This is a genomic window from Pseudomonas sp. P4_C8, assembly GCF_056401975.1.
Window position 1 is genome coordinate 56,521 of sequence record NZ_JBFUIH010000009.1, and the last position, 16,979, is coordinate 73,499.

Below are 16,979 nucleotides of genomic sequence, written 5' to 3' on the forward strand. Positions count from 1 at the left end.
TCAAAAGTACTTGGATTAAACAGCGTCCGGCCCTTTTGACCGAACGCCTTCAGTTATTAGCCCTGACTGACCAGAGCGTCGACAGGTTCAATAGTATCGTTACGGATCACCGCACCGAACTGTTGCATCATTTGCTGGATGAACGGATCGCCGTGGATTGACTCTTCGGCCTCGCGCTGACGGTTGGCACGGCGCCGGGACGCGGCCTGGGCCGGGGTTTCCTGCTCGGGCTTGATCAGCTCCATGCTCAGGGTCAGTGTGCGCCCGTGAAACTGGTTCAGCGCATCATTGAGACGACGTTGCTGAGTCGCGTTGAACAAGGCGCTGTGGGCCGGGTCCAGGTGCATCAGCCAGTGATCGCCCTCGACGGAAATCAGCGTGCAGTTGGCGGCGATACTGCCCGTCATGCCGGAGATCGGCAGTTTCGGGAACAGCTCCAGCCATTGCGCTGCCAGACCGGTGGCCGGCATCGCAGCCGGCTCAGGCTCCGGTTCCGGCGCGGGGTCGGCGGCATGTTCGCTGGCCAGTTCATCGAGGTAACTGTAGGCCGAATCCATGTCCGGTTCGATGTAATCCTCATCCAGCGGCGGTTCGTCGTCCTGGTCCATGCCCGGCGTGGCGGCATCGACTTCGGCAACGGAAGGTTCCGGGATCGGCGCCGCGGCCCATTCCGGCGCGTCCGGCACCACGCTGTCAGGCGTTGGCAACGGCATTGGCGGCAACTCGGGCTGCTCGCCAGCGGTTTCCAGAACCGGCTCGACGGCGGGTTGCTGCACGACTTCGGGCGTGACCGGGTCATTCCACGGCAGGTCGACGACTTCCCCGACCGCTACGGGCTCAACCACAGGCTCAGGCACGACAACGGGCGCAACCGGTTCAGGTTCCGGCGCGGGAGCCGGGACTGAAACTGGAGCAACAGGAGCAGGTGCAACTGCCGCAGCGACTACCGGCGCAACAACTGGCGCGGCAGCCACTGAGTTTGCGGAATCAACTGTGGCCTGGCTGATCCCCACTGGCTTTAGCGGTTGCCTCGGGGCGTCCGCGGTGTCTGCCGGGCGGAAGGCGAGCATCCGCAGCAGCACCATTTCAAAACCACCACGCGGGTCGGGGGCCAACGGCAAATCGCGGCGGCCGATCAGGCCCATCTGGTAATAAAACTGCACGTCTTCGGCCGGCAACGCCTGGGCCAGCGCCAGCACCCGATCACGGTCGCCCTGGCCGTTGTCGACACCTTCAGGCAAGGCCTGGGCGATGGCGACACGGTGCAGCACGTTGAGAATTTCCGAAAGTACGCCGTTCCAGTCCGGACCTTGCTCGGCCAGATGACGGACGGCTTCGAGCAACGCCTTGGCGTCACCTTCGATCAACGCATGCAGAACGTCGTAGACCTGGCCATGATCCAGCGTACCGAGCATCGCCCGCACGTCGGCGGCCATGACCTTGCCTTCACCGAAGGCGATGGCCTGGTCGGTGAGGCTCATGGCATCGCGCATCGAGCCATCGGCGGCACGACCCAGCAGCCACAGCGCGTCGTCTTCGAACGGCACGTTCTCGACCCCCAGCACGTGGGTCAAATGCTCGACCACACGTTCCGGCGTCATGTTCTTCAAGGAGAATTGCAGGCATCGCGACAGAATGGTTGCAGGAAGTTTCTGCGGATCTGTCGTCGCCAGGATGAACTTGACGTAGGGCGGCGGCTCTTCGAGGGTTTTCAACAGCGCATTAAAGGAATGGCTGGAGAGCATGTGCACTTCGTCGATCAGGTAGACCTTGAAGCGCCCGCGGCTCGGGGCGTACTGCACGTTGTCGAGCAGCTCGCGGGTGTCTTCGACCTTGGTCCGGCTCGCGGCGTCGATCTCGATCAGGTCGACAAAGCGCCCCTCATCGATTTCGCGGCACACCGAGCACTCGCCGCACGGCGTCGACGTGATACCTGTTTCACAGTTCAGGCATTTGGCGATGATGCGCGCGATGGTAGTCTTGCCGACCCCGCGCGTACCGGTAAACAGGTAGGCGTGGTGCAACCGCTGGCTGTCCAAGGCATTGATCAGAGCCTTGAGCACATGGGTCTGGCCGACCATTTCGCGGAACGAGCGCGGACGCCATTTACGTGCAAGAACCTGATAACTCATCGAAAACCGTCGCAACGAAGGAACAGAAGCGGCTAATGCTAGCGGAGCAAGGGCAAAATTGCATCCGGTGTGCTCGTCTAATCTGGCTAAGCTGCACTTTCCGGGCTTTAATCGGCTCGGGTTTCAGAGGTACCGGAGCGTTTATGCGTTGTGCCTTGGGGGCATTGCTATGGATAAGCCTGAACGTCGCCGCTGCCGAAGCGCCGTTGCGTTTTGTCGTGCCCGACAGTTGGGCGATGCCGATGGTGCAACTGGATCACGGCCGCCCGACCCAAGGCATTCTGTTTGACGTGATGCTCAGTCTAGCCACCCAGGTCGGTGTGCCAGCCGAATTTCATGTAATGCCCCGGGCGCGGGTGCAAAACGCCATGGAACACGGCGAGGTCGATGTGCGTTGCTATGCCGCCCAGTCCTGGCTACCCAATCAGTCCGGTGACTACATCTGGAGCATTCCACTGTGGCATCAGCACGATGTGCTGATCGGCCTGCCAGAATCGCCAGACTCGATAACGCCAGCCAATTTGCCTCCGCAACCTGTCGGCACGGTGCTCAGCTATAGCTATCCGACGCTGCAACCCTTGTTCGATACCGACCGCCTGCACCGCGAAGATGCACGCAATCAGGAACAAGTGCTGGAAAAACTTCACGCCGGACGCTATCGCTATGCAGTGAGCAATCAATGGACACTGGACTGGTTCAATCAGCGCCTGCTGGCCGACCGGCAATTGAAAGTCGTGGCGGTGTTGCAGGAACAGAATGTCGGTTGCTACGTGCGCAACGACCCCAAGGTGCCGGTGCAGCGCATTCTGCACACGCTGCAGCGGATGAAAATGTCGGGGGAGATTGATGACATTGTTAGCCTGTATATCGGCAATGAGTCATCCAACGTGGCGGTGAGCAAGCCTTATTAATGTTCATTCTGAAATCGGAAACGACAAAACGCCGCCCTGGAGATAATCCATGGCAGAACGATAAAAAATATTTTCAGAAAGATAACGCGAAAGAGGATTCGCGGTGCGTTATGGAGGCAACCCCACCAGCCACACCCCGGCACACAATGTTCCCGCTGTGGCTGCTTCCTTCCGGATCTGACCAGGTTCACGGGTAATCGTTGCGGGGGGACCGATGGGGTCACCATAACGACGCTCACCTGACGGCGAGCCGCGCCATTGTACCTATCTGAGACGAAGTTACAACCGTTGGCGCAGATTAAAAAACATGAGTGCCTTCAAGGACATGCAACCCCCTTGAATCCCCGCCCCCTGTAGCAGCTGTCGAGCAGCGCGAGGCTGCGTTCGGCTGTGCAGCAGTCGCCAGTTCGGTGATGGTGGTTTACCTGAAAAACCGCGTCGTCTGATTTTACGACTGCTGCGCAGCCGAACGCAGCCTCGCGCTGCTCGACAGCTGCTACAGGCGGACGTTGCAGTGAACGATCGTCACAGGTCCTGCAACACCTCATCCGCCCTGCCGCCCTCTTGCTGGATCACCAGGTGAATGAAGTGCAACTTGGCGATCACAGCTGGCGGCAGGACGAACGGATAGAAATCCGGCTGCCCCATGCTGCGTGACAGTTCATTGAGCATCCCGGCCAACTCGATCCACGCCTTGACGAACGCCAGAAACGCCGCGCCGCCCGGATGCTGTGGATCGTAGAGCGCGCTCAACGGAAATGGCTGGCAATCGAAATCCATTTCCCGCGCACTCATGCCAAACCCGAGAGCGGTGTCCACCGCATCCATCATGTGCAGGTAATGCGCCCAGGTTTCCGCCCAGTCTTCCCACGGGTGCATGGTCGCGTAGGCGCTGACGCACTGCTGCTGCCAGTCGAGCGGCGCGCCTTGCTGATAATGCCGCTCCAGCGCCTCTGCGTAACTGGCGCGCTCGTCACCGAACAGTCCGCGGAACGGTTCCAGCCAATGGCTGTTGGCGATCAGCCGGTCCCAGTAGTAATGCCCGATCTCATGCCGAAAATGCCCGAGCAACGTGCGATAGGGCTCGTGCATTTGCACCCGGACCTGCTCGCGGTGGGCGTCATCGGCTTCTTTGATGTCGAGGGTGATCAGGCCGTTGGCGTGTCCGGTGGTCGGCGACTTGCCTTCCAGGTCGACACCGATGAAATCAAACGCCAGACCGGTTTCTTCGTCGACGGTTTTTGGAATTACCTGCAAACCCAGGCTGACCAACTGCGCGACCAGACGCCGCTTGGCCGTTTCCACCTTGCACCAGCGGTCGTGGTTTTGCGCAATCGACAGGTCAGGGATGGTGTGATTCAGGCTACAGGCGATGCACAGCGCATCGTGGTCATTAGCCGGGAGCAGCCAGTTGCACGCAGCCGGGGAATCGAGATTGGCGCAGCGGCGGAACACACCGGCTGGCGGGTCGGCATCGAGCCGCCAGGTATCAGCCTGCAAACCCGGTTGCAGCGACGACAAGCGACTCTGTTCGGGCTGATAACCCAACGCCGCGGAACAGACCAGGCACTGGCTGTTGCGGAAGAACAGCGACTGCCCGCAACGGCACTGCCAGGCCTTGCTGTTGCGCGAGCTTTCACCGATGAAGGGCGCGGCGATGCGCGAGCTGAGCTGTTCGAAGAAGCGGTACATGGCGATCTCTCCCTGGGGCTTGCCAAGACTAGATCATTCTCCGGTGAAGATCGTTCCCACTTCTTGTGAGAGGGCTGAGATCGCCTTCGCTGGCAAGCCAGCTCCTACAAGGATCGCGTAAACCCTGTAGGAGCTGCGGTGCGACGATTCGACTTGCCAGCGAAGGACATCACACCGAAATATCGTGCTTACGCAGAAATTCGACAAATGCTTCTTCATCGAGCACTTTCAACCCTAGCTCATTAGCCTTGGCCAACTTGGAACCCGCCCCCGGCCCCGCCACCACGCAATGGGTTTTGGCCGACACCGAACCTGCCACCTTGGCACCCAGGCTTTCGAGTTTGTCCTTGGCGATGTCGCGGCTCATCAACTCCAGCGAACCGGTCAGCACCCAGGTCTGCCCTGCCAGCGGCAAGCCTTCGACGACTTTTTTCTCGCTCTGCCAGTGCATGCCAAAATCGCGCAGCTGCTTCTCGGCAGCCTCGGCGAGCTGGCGATTGTCCTCGACCGCAAAAAACTCGCGAACCGAATTGGCCTGCTTCTCCGGCAGCGCCTGACGCATGTCCAGCCAATCGGCGTTCATTACCGCTTCCAGCGAACCAAACTTGTCCGCCAACTTCTGCGCCCCGCCCGGCCCTACCGAAGGGATGTGCAGCTTGTCGAGGAATCCGCCCAGCGTGGTGCTCGCCGCAAACTCGGCGCCAAGCTCTCCTTGATCCTGAATCTGCAAGCCGTGCTTGAGCAGCTCCTCGATGACTTGCTGGTTATGCGCATCTTCAAAGAAGCTGTGGATCTCGTGAGCCACTTCAAGACCAACGTCCGGCAAGTACGTGAGCACGTGCGGCAATGCCTGCTGAACCCGCTCCAACGAGCCGAGAGAGCGCGCCAGCACCTTGGCCGTCTCTTCGCCGACATCGGGAATCCCGAGGGCATAGATGAAGCGCGCCAGGCTCGGCTTTTTGCTGTCCTCGATGGCACTCAACAGCTTGTTGCTCGACACCTCGGCAAACCCTTCCAGATCGACAATGTCGTCGAACTTCAAGGCATACAAGTCAGCCGGCGAACTCACCAGGCCTTCGTCGACCAGTTGCTCGACGCTCTTGTCCCCCAGGCCCTCGATATCCATCGCGCGACGGGAAACGAAGTGAATGATCGCCTGCTTGAGCTGCGCACCACACGCCAGACGACCGACGCAGCGGTACACCGCGCCCTCGCTGACGGTCTCGCGGCCTTTGCTGCGCTTGACCAATTGCGTGCGCTCGACCTGCGAACCGCACACCGGGCACTGCTCGGGAATCTGTACCGGGCGAGCATCTTCCGGACGGCGCTCAAGCACCACTTGCACCACTTGGGGAATCACATCACCCGCACGGCGAATGATCACCGTATCGCCGATCATCAGGCCCAACCGCGCGACCTCATCCATGTTGTGCAAGGTCGCATTGGCCACCGTGACACCGGCCACCTTGACCGGTTTCAAGCGCGCCACCGGCGTGACAGCGCCAGTACGACCGACCTGGAACTCGACGTCGAGCAGCTCGGTGAGCTCTTCCATGGCCGGGAATTTGTGCGCGATCGCCCAGCGCGGCTCGCGAGCGCGGAAACCCAGTTCCCGCTGGGAGGCGATGCTGTTGACCTTGAACACCACGCCGTCGATTTCGTACGCCAGCCCGTTTCGACGCTCGCCAATGTCGCGGTAGTAATCCAGGCATTCGTCGATGCCGTGCGCCAGTTTCAGCTCATGACTGATCGGCATGCCCCACACCTGGAGCTGCTTGAGATTACCAATGTGCGTGTCGGCAATGTCCGCCGAGATCTGTCCGATGCCGTAGCAGCAGAATTCCAGCGGGCGGTTGGCAGTGATCTTTGAATCCAGTTGGCGCAAGCTGCCGGCTGCTGCGTTACGCGGATTGGCGAAGGTCTTGCCGCCGATTTCCAGCTGGGTGGCGTTGAGCCGTTCGAAACCGGCTTTGGACATGAACACTTCGCCGCGCACTTCCAGGGTCGCGGGCCAGCCAGTGCCGTGCAGCTTGAGCGGGATGTTGCGCACGGTGCGCACGTTGACGCTGATGTCTTCGCCGGTGGCGCCGTCGCCGCGCGTCGCGCCGCGTACCAGCACGCCGTCCTGATACAGCAGGCTGACTGCCAGGCCATCCAGCTTCGGTTCACAGCTGTATTCCACCGCTGCACCGCCACCGAACAGATCACCGGCCGGCAAGTCCAGGCCTTCCGTCACCCGGCGATCGAACTCGCGCATGTCGTTCTCTTCGAAGGCGTTACCGAGGCTGAGCATCGGCACCTCGTGACGCACTTGAGTGAACGCCGACAACGCTGCGCTACCCACGCGCTGGGTCGGCGAATCGCTGGTGATCAGTTCGGGGTTAGCCGCTTCAAGGGCCTTGAGTTCGTGGAACAAACGGTCGTATTCGGCGTCCGGAATGCTTGGCTCATCCAGTACGTGATAACGATAGTTGTGCTGATCCAGCTCAGCGCGCAGCTCTAGAATGCGGTTTTTGGCGGCGGTCATGGGTGTTCTCTCATAAAGCAAAAGAGCAGCCGAGGCTGCTCAATCTGTTAAATCATTGTAGGAGCACGGCTTGCCGGCGATGGCGTCTTTGTGATCGCCATCGCGAGCAAGCTCGGCTCCTACAGGGTACGGGAGACTGTAGGAGCACGGCTTGCCGGCGATGGCGTCTTTGAGATCGCCATCGCGAGCAAGCTCGGCTCCTACAGGGTACGGGAGACGCGGTGCAGCCCCCCATACGTTGCCAATTTCAACGCTTCTGAGTCAGTGCGCGACGTTCGAATTCAACGATGCGTTGACGGTAGTGCTCAATCGTCTGGGCGGTCAACACGCTGCGCTGGTCGTCTTTCAGTTCGCCGTTCAGCTCCTGGGACAATTTGCGCGCCGCAGCCACCATCACGTCGAAGGCTTGCTTGGGATGACGCGGACCTGGCAGACCGAGGAAGAAGCTCACGGCCGGGGTGCTGAAGTGGTCGATGTCATCCAGATCAAAAACACCCGGCTTGACCGCATTGGCCATGGAGAACAGAACTTCGCCATTACCGGCCATGCTTTCGTGACGGTGGAAGATGTCCATTTCACCGAAACGCAGACCGCTTTCCAGAATGTTCTGCAACAGCGCCGGGCCTTTGAAACCGGCGGCGTCACGGCAGATCACGCTGATTACCAGCACTTCTTCAGCTTGTGGATGATCTTTTTCGCTGACGGCTGGCGAGGCCTTGGTGTCATCCGGGAAATCGTCGTCACGGCTGCTGAAGCTCGGGCCGCCGTCCAGGTCCAGGCTGAGGTTCATGTCGCCCTGGGAAGGCTCGCCATGACCACGCTTGCCGCGCTTGGAACCCGATTCACGCGGTTCACGGGCAGGCATGCTCACCGACGGCAGATCGTGCTCGTCCAGTTGCGGTTCTTTCTGCGAATCCAACACACGATGCGGGCCCAACAGCTCGGCGCCGGTATCCTCTTCCGGTAAATTGGACAAACTTCGGTCAAGACGGAATTTCAGTTTTCCCTTGCCGCCGCGCATACGGCGCCAGCCATCAAAAAGAATACCGGCAATGACAATAATGCCGATGACGATCAGCCACTCGCGCAGACCGATTTCCATGTAATCCCGTGCCTCTATAAAAAATGCTGAAAAATAAGGGGTTTACAACCTGCAAACCGCTTTAAAACGTGGCGCCAACTCTATGTTCTGACAGGCGTTTTGCCCACGTATACGAAAAATTGACATTAAACTAGCACGACCAAAGGCAACTTTACACCGTCTGCCACCAAGGCTTGAGCGAATATGTCGATTGGCCAGCAAGTAGAGGCAAGTAAAAACTTCCTACAGCCCGGTAATACTTACCCTACAAACGCCAACTCAGGCATCCACCATCGCCATCGCCTCCTCGACATCCACGGCCACCAGACGCGAGCAACCCGGTTCGTGCATCGTTACACCCATCAGCTGTTCGGCCATTTCCATGGCGATCTTGTTGTGGGTGATATAGATGAACTGCACCGTCTGCGACATCTCTTTGACCAGCCGTGCGTAGCGTCCAACGTTAGCGTCATCCAGCGGCGCGTCAACTTCATCGAGCATGCAGAACGGCGCCGGGTTCAACTTGAAGATCGCAAAAACCAGAGCCAAAGCAGTCAGGGCTTTTTCGCCGCCGGAGAGCAAATGGATGGTGCTGTTCTTCTTCCCTGGCGGCTGCGCCATGATCGTTACCCCTGTATCGAGTAGATCTTCGCCCGTCAGTTCCAAATACGCGCGTCCCCCACCGAAAACTTTTGGGAAAAGTGCCTGTAAACCGCCATTGATCTGATCAAAGGTATCTTTGAAGCGGTTACGGGTTTCCTTGTCGATCTTGCGAATCACGTTCTCGAGCGTGTCCAGCGCTTCCACCAAATCATCATTCTGCGCATCCAGATAACGCTTACGCTCGGATTGTTGCTGGTATTCGTCGATGGCCGCCAGGTTGATCGCACCGAGGCGCTGAATGCGCGCGGCGATGCGTTCGAGTTCTTCTTCGGCATCCTTCTCATTGGCCTCGGCAGTCAGCGTGGCGAGCACGCCGTGCAGGTCGTAGCCGTCTTCGTGCAATTGGTCTTCGAGCGTTTTGCGGCGCACGGTCAGGGCTTGCCATTCCATGCGCTGGGTTTCCATCTGGCCGCGAATCAACTGCGACTGCTGCTCGGCCTGATTACGCCGCTTCTCGGCATCGCGCAGTTCGCGGTCGGCGTCTTCCAGGGCGATCTGCGAGGTCTTGAGTTCTTCGTCGACGGTCATGCGCTTGTCGAGCAGCTCTTCCAGTTTCAGCCGCAGCTCTTCCAGTGGCGCCTCGCCTTCTTCCAGATTGAGGCTGAGCTGTTCGCGTTTTTCGGTCAGACGCTCGGACTGCATTTCCAGACGTTCCAGCGCCTGACGCGTAGAGTCGTGTTGCGCCTTCAGCGAGCCGAGACGCACGGCCAATTGATGCGCGTGATCCTTGTGCTGCCGGGCTTCCTGTCGTACCCGATCCAGTCGCTCGCGCAAGCTGTCCCGCTGGGCCAGCAGCAACTCACGCTGCTCGGTGTCCAGCGCCATGGCGTCGAGGGCTTCCTGCAATTGCAGGCGCGCTTCGCCGATGTTTTCGTGTTCCAGCGTACGCTGTTCGCTCAGCTCGGCCAGCTCTTCGTCGAGGCGCGTGCGACGCAACGTCAACTGCTCAGCCTTGGCTTTGCCGGCAGAAAGTTGCGCCTTCAATTCGCCTTGCTGGCGCGCTTCGTCTTGCAGCAGACGGCGCAGATGTTCGCGACCGTTTTCCTGCTGACGCTGCTGCGCCCTGAGGTTTTGAAGTTGGGTTTCCAGGGTTTCGACCGTGGCTTCGCGCTCTTCGCGCTCCTCGGTCAAACGCTGGATTTCCTGGCCGCGTGCCAGCACACCGCTTTCGGCTTCGCTGGCCCGACGCACGCGTAAAAAGTGCCGACCGACCCAGTAACCATCACGACTGATCAAGCTCTGCCCGGCCGTCAATTGACCGCGCAGCGCCAACGCCTGTTCGAGGTTGTCGACCGGTTTGACCTGCCCCAGCCATGGCGACAAATCGATCTGCGCCTCAACCTTGTCGAGCAAGCTGCCCGGCACGCGCACGCCATCGCTGGCGGGGCTGAGCAAACGCAAATCGCCCTGGGCAAAACCAGCCAGATCGAAATCGCCGAAGTCATCCACCAGCACCGCTTGCAGGTCGGCGCCGAGCACGGTTTCCACCGCCAGCTCCCAACCCGCTTCAACCTTCAGGCCTTCGGCCAGACGCGGGCGATCCGCCAGATGCTGCTCACGCAACCATTCGGCGGTGCCGGTGCCCGGATCGAGCGCGGCTTGCTGCAACGCTTCAAGGGAGGCGAGACGACCGTTGAGGCGCTGCAAATCGCCTTGCGCCTGTTGCTGATTGTGCAGGGCTAATTGCAGTTCCTGACGCAATTGCTCAAGGCGTTCGACTTGCGCTTCTTCACTGGCCTGCAAATCTTCAAGCGTGGCTTCACTGGCCGCCAACTGCTCGCTGAGTTCCATGATCGCCGCGTCTTCAGGGTCTGCCGAGAGCAGCGCGCGCTCTTCGCCGAGGCGCTTCTGACGGTCGGCCAAACGCTCCATGCTGGTTTCCAGCTGCTGGATGCGCGATTGCTGAACTTCGGATTGGCGACGCGGCTCGGCAGCCGTGAGGTTGAACGTGTCCCACTGCTCCTGCCAGCCATGCATGGTGGTTTCGGATTCTTCCAGCGCGGCGGCGGCTTCTTCGGCGGCGGCGCTAGTGACTTCCTGCTCCGGGGTGAGCATGTCGAGCTCTTCGCCGAGGGTCAGCAACAGCGTGCGGTCGTGGCCCAGGTGCGACTCGGTTTCCAGGCGTGCGCGCTCGGCTTCTTTCAAATCGTCCTGCAGCTGTCGCAGGCGTTGCTGGCCGTGCTGGATGCTCTGCTCGACCCGGGCGATGTCGCCGCCGACCGAATAGAAGCGACCTTGCACCAGATTGAAGCGTTCGGACAGGTCATGGTGCCCGTCCCGGAAGCGTTCGATGCTCGCATCGGCATTGCGTTGCTCGGCGACCAAGGCTTCGAAGGTGACTTCCTGGTTGCCGATCACCGCTTCACGCTGACCGACCTGCTCGTTCAACGCCTGCCAACGCAAGGCCGATAATTGGGCCTTGAGCTGACGCTCTTCGCCTTTGTATTCCTGATACTTCTTTGCGGCTTCGGCCTGGCGGTGCAAACGCTCAAGCTGACGCTCAAGCTCTTCACGCAGGTCGGTCAGGCGCGCAAGGTTTTCGTGGGTGCGGCGGATGCGGTTTTCAGTTTCGCGCCGGCGCTCCTTGTACTTGGAGATGCCCGCCGCTTCTTCGATGAAGTTGCGCAGGTCTTCGGGCTTGGACTCGATCAGCTTGGAGATCATCCCCTGCTCGATGATCGAGTAGCTGCGCGGGCCGAGGCCTGTCCCCAGAAAGATGTCGGTGATATCGCGACGACGGCATTTGGTGCCGTTGAGGTAGTAGGTGGTCTGGCTGTCGCGGGTCACTTTGCGTCGAATGGAAATTTCCGCATAAGCGGCGTATTCGCCAAGCAGAGTGCCGTCGGAGTTATCAAATACCAGTTCGATGCTGGCCTGGCTCACCGGTTTACGACTGGTCGAACCGTTGAAGATGACGTCGGTCATCGACTCGCCGCGCAAGTTCTTGGCCGAGCTTTCGCCCATCACCCAGCGCACGGCGTCGATGATGTTCGACTTGCCGCAACCATTGGGCCCGACCACTGCCGCCATGTTGCTGGGGAAGTTCACCGTGGTCGGATCGACGAAGGATTTGAACCCCGCCAGCTTGATGCACTTGAGCCGCACGTTTAAGCGTCCGTCAGGGCAGAAACCACCAGATCGCAACTGCGCTGGGTGTAGGCCGTCAGCACTTCGCGGATCTGCGCAAAGTCACGGTTCAGGACCGCGGCGAGCAGGCGTTCGAACAGCTCAAGGAATTCGCTCATCGAGGCCTTGCGCTGGTCCAGGGCGAGGAAATACGCGCGGCTCATGGCCGGCTGCAGATTCTCGACGGTTTCCTGCAAGTACGGATTGTTGGCGAACGGATACGCGGCGCGCATCACATTGAAGCTGTCGTCGACGAAGGTGCGGATGTCCTGACGCTCGTAACTGGCGGCCAGGCGCTGCTGGATCTGCACGAACGGCGCCATGTCGGCCTGGGTTTTCCAGCCGTTGGCCACGGCATTGCCGAGCAGAATGTACAGCTCGCTCATCAGCGCGCACAGGCTCTGCACCTTGTGCGCCGTGAGTTCGGTGACATGGGCGCCCCGTCGCGGCAGGATCGCAATCAGGTGGCGACGCTCAAGGATCAGCAAGGCCTCACGAACAGAGCCGCGGCTGACATTGAGTGCCAGCGTGACCTTCTGTTCCTGAATGCGCTCCCCGGGCTTCATTTCGCCGCGAATGATGCGTTCGGCGAGGTGGTGAGCAATTTGCTCGGCGAGGCTGTCCGGCGCCTTGAACGTCATGGTTGTCCTTCAAACTCTTCGATCTGCACAGGCGGCGCAGTGTAGCGCACTTGATAGGTCATGGCGCAGGGCCCACTCGGCGGTTTTGGCACGATTCAAGCAAAAAAGCAGGCAAGTGCGCGAGGGTCAATAATGAAGGAATGAAGGGTTTACCGACAAAATGCTATTTCCTGACCTTTAAGTCAGAAAATCATTGACCGAAAAGTCAGACCTGCTAAATTCGGTCTTAGTCGGTTAACAACAATAATGAGTCTGCGAGGCCTTCCGTGATCCAGTTTTTACTTAACCAGGAACTCCGTAGCGAGCACGCCCTGGACCCAAACCTGACCGTGCTCAACTATCTGCGCGACCATGTGGGCAAACCCGGCACCAAAGAAGGCTGCGCCAGCGGTGACTGCGGCGCCTGCACCGTGGTGGTCGGTGAGTTGCAAACGGATGACGATGGCCGCGAACACATTCGCTATCGCAGCCTCAATTCGTGTCTGACGTTTGTATCGTCACTGCACGGCAAACAACTGATCAGCGTTGAAGACCTCAAACACCAAGGCGAACTGCATAGCGTTCAAAAAGCCATGGTCGAGTGCCACGGTTCGCAATGCGGTTTCTGCACCCCAGGCTTCGTCATGTCGCTGTTTGCCCTGCAAAAGAACAGCGACGCACCGGACCAACACAAAGCTCACGAAGCGCTGGCCGGCAACCTGTGCCGCTGCACCGGCTATCGGCCGATTCTGCAAGCTGCCGAGCAGTCCTGCTGCGGCAAGCAACCGGACCAGTTCGATGCGCGCGAAGCCGACACCATTGCTCGCCTTAAAGCCATTGCCCCCACGTCCATTGGCGAACTCAACAGCGGCGACAAGCGCTGTCTGGTGCCGCTGACCGTCGCTGACCTGGCCGATCTCTATGACGCTTATCCACAAGCCCGCCTGCTGGCCGGCGGTACAGACCTGGCGCTGGAAGTCACGCAGTTCCACCGCACCTTGCCGGTGATGATTTACGTCGGCAACGTGGCCGAGATGAAGCGCATCGACCGTTTTGACGATTGCCTGGAAATCGGCGCAGCCACTGCCCTCTCCGATTGCTACGAAGCGTTGAACGCCGAGTACCCGGACTTCGGTGAGTTGCTGCACCGTTTTGCGTCGCTGCAGATCCGCAACCAAGGCACCCTCGGCGGTAACATCGGCAACGCCTCGCCCATCGGAGACTCGCCTCCCCTGCTGATCGCTCTCGGCGCGCAGATCGTCCTGTGCAAGGGCGAAACCCGTCGCACCCTGGCCCTGGAAGATTACTTCATCGATTACCGGGTCACCGCGCGCCAGGAAAGCGAGTTCATCGAGAAGATCATCGTGCCGCGTGCCAGCGCCGAGCAACTGTTCCGCGCCTACAAGGTTTCCAAGCGTCTGGACGATGACATCTCCGCCGTTTGCGCCGCGTTCAATATCCGTCTGGAAAACGGCGTGATCGCTGATGCCCGCGTGGCATTCGGTGGCATGGCGGCCATACCGAAACGTGCCAGCGCCTGCGAAAAAGTATTGCTCGGTGCACCGTTCAATCACGCCACCGTCGAACGCGCCTGCGCCGCACTGGCCGAAGATTTCACGCCGCTCTCGGACTTCCGCGCCAGCAAGGAATACCGCCTGCTCAGCGCGCAAAACCTGCTGCGTAAATACTTCATCGAACTGCAAACACCGCACATCGAGACTCGGGTGACCGCTTATGTCTAATCATCACGCTGTAGAGAAGACCCAAGCCGAACTGGCTGAACTGTTCGCCAAGGACCTGACCACCGGTGTCGGCCGCAGCGTCAAGCACGACAGCGCCGCCAAACATGTGTCCGGTGAAGCGCAGTACATCGACGACCGCCTGGAGTTTCCGAACCAGCTGCACGTTTACGCACGCTTGTCGGACCGCGCCCACGCGAAAATCATCAGCATCGATACCAAGCCATGCTATGCCTTCGAAGGCGTACGCATCGCCATCACCCACGAAGACGTGCCGGGTCTGAAAGACATCGGCCCGCTGTTGCCTGGCGACCCGTTGCTGGCGATTGATGACGTGCAGTTCGTCGGTCAGCCAGTACTCGCAGTTGCGGCAAAAGACCTCGAAACCGCACGCAAGGCCGCCATGGCCGCGATCATCGAATACGAAGATCTGGAGCCGGTGCTGGACGTGGTCGAAGCCCTGCGCAAACGCCACTTCGTGCTCGACAGCCACACGCATCAGCGCGGCGATTCTGCGGGTGCCTTGGCAACGGCCGAGCATCGCATCCAGGGCACGCTGCACATCGGCGGACAGGAACACTTCTACCTCGAAACCCAGATCTCATCGGTGATGCCGACTGAAGATGGCGGGATGATCGTCTACTGCTCGACGCAGAACCCGACCGAAGTGCAGAAGCTCGTCGCCGAAGTGCTCGACGTATCGATGAACAAAATCGTCGTCGACATGCGCCGCATGGGCGGTGGTTTCGGTGGCAAGGAAACTCAGGCAGCAAGTCCTGCGTGCCTGTGCGCCGTGATCGCACACCTCACCGGTCAACCGACCAAAATGCGCCTGCCGCGCGTTGAAGACATGCTGATGACCGGCAAGCGTCACCCGTTCTACGTCGAGTACGACGTTGGCTTCGACAGCACCGGCCGCCTGCACGGCATCGCGCTGGAACTGGCGGGTAACTGCGGCTGCTCACCGGACCTGTCGGCGTCGATTGTCGACCGTGCGATGTTCCACGCCGACAACTCGTACTACCTGGGCGATGCGACCATTAACGGTCATCGCTGCAAGACCAACACCGCGTCGAACACCGCTTACCGTGGGTTCGGTGGCCCGCAAGGCATGGTCGCGATTGAAGAAGTGATGGATGCGATCGCCCGCCATCTGGGCCTCGATCCACTGGCCGTGCGCAAGGCCAACTACTACGGCAAGACCGAACGCAACGTCACGCATTACTACCAGACTGTCGAGCACAACATGCTCGAAGAAATGACCGCCGAACTTGAAGAAAGCAGCCAGTACTTTGAGCGCCGCGAAGCGATTCGTCGCTACAACGCCAACAGCCCGATCCTGAAAAAAGGCCTGGCGCTGACCCCGGTGAAATTCGGTATTTCCTTCACCGCCAGCTTCCTCAACCAGGCCGGCGCACTGATCCACGTCTACACCGACGGCAGCATCCACCTGAACCATGGTGGAACCGAAATGGGCCAGGGCTTGAACACCAAAGTCGCGCAAGTCGTGGCCGAAGTATTTCAGGTGGAAATGGAACGCGTGCAGATCACCGCGACCAACACCGATAAGGTGCCAAACACCTCGCCAACTGCGGCGTCCAGCGGTGCCGACCTGAACGGTAAAGCGGCACAGAACGCGGCTGAAATCATCAAAAAACGCCTGGTCGAATTTGCCGCACGGCACTACAAGGTCAGCGAAGAAGACGTGGAATTCCACAACGGTCACGTGCGGGTTCGTGATCACATCCTGACGTTTGAAGCGCTGATCCAGCAGGCGTATTTCGCTCAGGTGTCGCTGTCGAGCACCGGCTTCTACAAGACCCCGAAAATTTTCTACGACCGCAGCCAGGCGCGGGGGCGGCCGTTCTACTACTACGCCTTTGGCGCAGCGTGCTGCGAGGTGATCGTCGACACCCTGACCGGCGAATACAAGATGCTGCGCACCGACATCCTCCACGACGTCGGCGCCTCGCTGAACCCGGCCATCGACATCGGCCAGGTCGAGGGCGGATTCATCCAGGGCATGGGCTGGCTGACCATGGAAGAACTGGTGTGGAACGACAAGGGCAAACTGATGACCAACGGCCCGGCCAGCTACAAGATCCCGGCCGTGGCGGACATGCCGCTGGACCTGCGGGTGAAGCTGGTGGAAAACCGCAAGAATCCGGAAGACACGGTGTTCCATTCCAAGGCTGTGGGTGAGCCGCCGTTCATGCTGGGCATTGCGTCGTGGTGTGCGATCAAGGATGCCGTGGCGAGCCTCGGTGACTACAAGCATCAACCGAAAATCGACGCACCGGCGACCCCGGAGCGGGTGCTGTGGGGCTGTGAGCAGATGCGGCAGTTGAAGGCGGTGAAAGCCGTGGAAGCTGAAACCGAGCTGGCTTCGCTCTAGGACCGCGTCGCCTGGTTCGCTGGCAAGCCAGCTCCTACAGGTTTTGCGTTCCCCTGTAGGAGCTGGCTTGCCAGCGAAGAGGCCCGAACAGAC

At 60.0% G+C, this 16,979-nt stretch carries 9 protein-coding genes and 1 other RNA gene; 3 read left to right on the plus strand and 7 right to left on the minus strand.

The features are described from left to right. Window positions 1-56: 56 nt before the first annotated feature. Window positions 57-2,132 carry a DNA polymerase III subunit gamma/tau gene (gene dnaX, locus AC1DWM_RS07745; protein WP_477794943.1) on the minus strand — a complete coding sequence of 692 codons (2,076 nt, stop codon included), beginning with the start codon at window positions 2,130-2,132 and terminating at the stop codon, window positions 57-59. A 143-nt stretch (window positions 2,133-2,275) separates the two neighbouring features. On the opposite strand from dnaX, the gene AC1DWM_RS07750 reads away from it, so the two are divergent. After that, window positions 2,276-3,043, plus strand: coding sequence for a substrate-binding periplasmic protein (locus tag AC1DWM_RS07750; RefSeq protein ID WP_477794944.1), 768 nt, complete (start codon window positions 2,276-2,278; stop codon window positions 3,041-3,043). Between the two features lie 120 nt (window positions 3,044-3,163). Here AC1DWM_RS07750 and ffs read toward each other — a convergent pair. From ffs to AC1DWM_RS07780, 6 genes are all read right to left on the minus strand, one after another. Then, window positions 3,164-3,260: signal recognition particle sRNA small type (gene ffs / locus AC1DWM_RS07755), an RNA gene on the minus strand. A 308-nt stretch (window positions 3,261-3,568) separates the two neighbouring features. After that, the gene (locus tag AC1DWM_RS07760; protein ID WP_477794945.1) at window positions 3,569-4,735 is read right to left on the minus strand and encodes a zinc-binding metallopeptidase family protein; all 1,167 of its coding nucleotides are present in this window, start codon (window positions 4,733-4,735) and stop codon (window positions 3,569-3,571) included. 169 nt (window positions 4,736-4,904) lie between these two features. Next, window positions 4,905-7,262 carry an NAD-dependent DNA ligase LigA gene (ligA, locus tag AC1DWM_RS07765; RefSeq protein WP_223511757.1) on the minus strand — a complete coding sequence of 786 codons (2,358 nt, stop codon included), beginning with the start codon at window positions 7,260-7,262 and terminating at the stop codon, window positions 4,905-4,907. Between the two features lie 247 nt (window positions 7,263-7,509). Beyond that, entirely contained in the window at window positions 7,510-8,364 is an 855-nt protein-coding gene (gene zipA, locus AC1DWM_RS07770) for a cell division protein ZipA (protein ID WP_477794946.1), read from the minus strand. Window positions 8,365-8,622: 258 nt separating this feature from the next. After that, entirely contained in the window at window positions 8,623-12,111 is a 3,489-nt protein-coding gene (smc, locus tag AC1DWM_RS07775; RefSeq protein ID WP_223511759.1) for a chromosome segregation protein SMC, read from the minus strand. A gap of 2 nt (window positions 12,112-12,113) precedes the next feature. After that, window positions 12,114-12,773: a GntR family transcriptional regulator gene (locus tag AC1DWM_RS07780; RefSeq protein ID WP_223511760.1), complete on the minus strand. Its 660-nt coding sequence runs from the start codon at window positions 12,771-12,773 to the stop codon at window positions 12,114-12,116. 266 nt (window positions 12,774-13,039) lie between these two features. On the opposite strand from AC1DWM_RS07780, the gene xdhA reads away from it, so the two are divergent. Together xdhA and xdhB are read left to right on the plus strand one after the other, a co-directional pair. Continuing rightward, complete coding sequence (gene xdhA / locus AC1DWM_RS07785; RefSeq protein WP_477794947.1) at window positions 13,040-14,494, plus strand: xanthine dehydrogenase small subunit; 1,455 nt, start codon at window positions 13,040-13,042, stop codon at window positions 14,492-14,494. Further along, on the plus strand, window positions 14,487-16,886 hold the full coding sequence (gene xdhB, locus AC1DWM_RS07790) for a xanthine dehydrogenase molybdopterin binding subunit (RefSeq protein ID WP_223511762.1): 2,400 nt from the start codon (window positions 14,487-14,489) through the stop codon (window positions 16,884-16,886). Before xdhA ends, xdhB begins: the two co-directional genes overlap by 8 nt. Window positions 16,887-16,979 lie beyond the last annotated feature (93 nt).

What these genes read in the sequence shown, in the direction of transcription:
- AC1DWM_RS07750 (WP_477794944.1), top strand. Translation starts at nt 2,276, where the DNA reads ATGCGTTGTGCCTTGGGGGCATTGCTATGGATAAGCCTGAACGTCGCC.
- dnaX (WP_477794943.1), bottom strand. Translation starts at nt 2,132, where the DNA reads ATGAGTTATCAGGTTCTTGCACGTAAATGGCGTCCGCGCTCGTTCCGC.
- ligA (WP_223511757.1), bottom strand. Translation starts at nt 7,262, where the DNA reads ATGACCGCCGCCAAAAACCGCATTCTAGAGCTGCGCGCTGAGCTGGAT.
- AC1DWM_RS07780 (WP_223511760.1), bottom strand. Translation starts at nt 12,773, where the DNA reads ATGACGTTCAAGGCGCCGGACAGCCTCGCCGAGCAAATTGCTCACCAC.
- zipA (WP_477794946.1), bottom strand. Translation starts at nt 8,364, where the DNA reads ATGGAAATCGGTCTGCGCGAGTGGCTGATCGTCATCGGCATTATTGTC.
- xdhB (WP_223511762.1), top strand. Translation starts at nt 14,487, where the DNA reads ATGTCTAATCATCACGCTGTAGAGAAGACCCAAGCCGAACTGGCTGAA.
- AC1DWM_RS07760 (WP_477794945.1), bottom strand. Translation starts at nt 4,735, where the DNA reads ATGTACCGCTTCTTCGAACAGCTCAGCTCGCGCATCGCCGCGCCCTTC.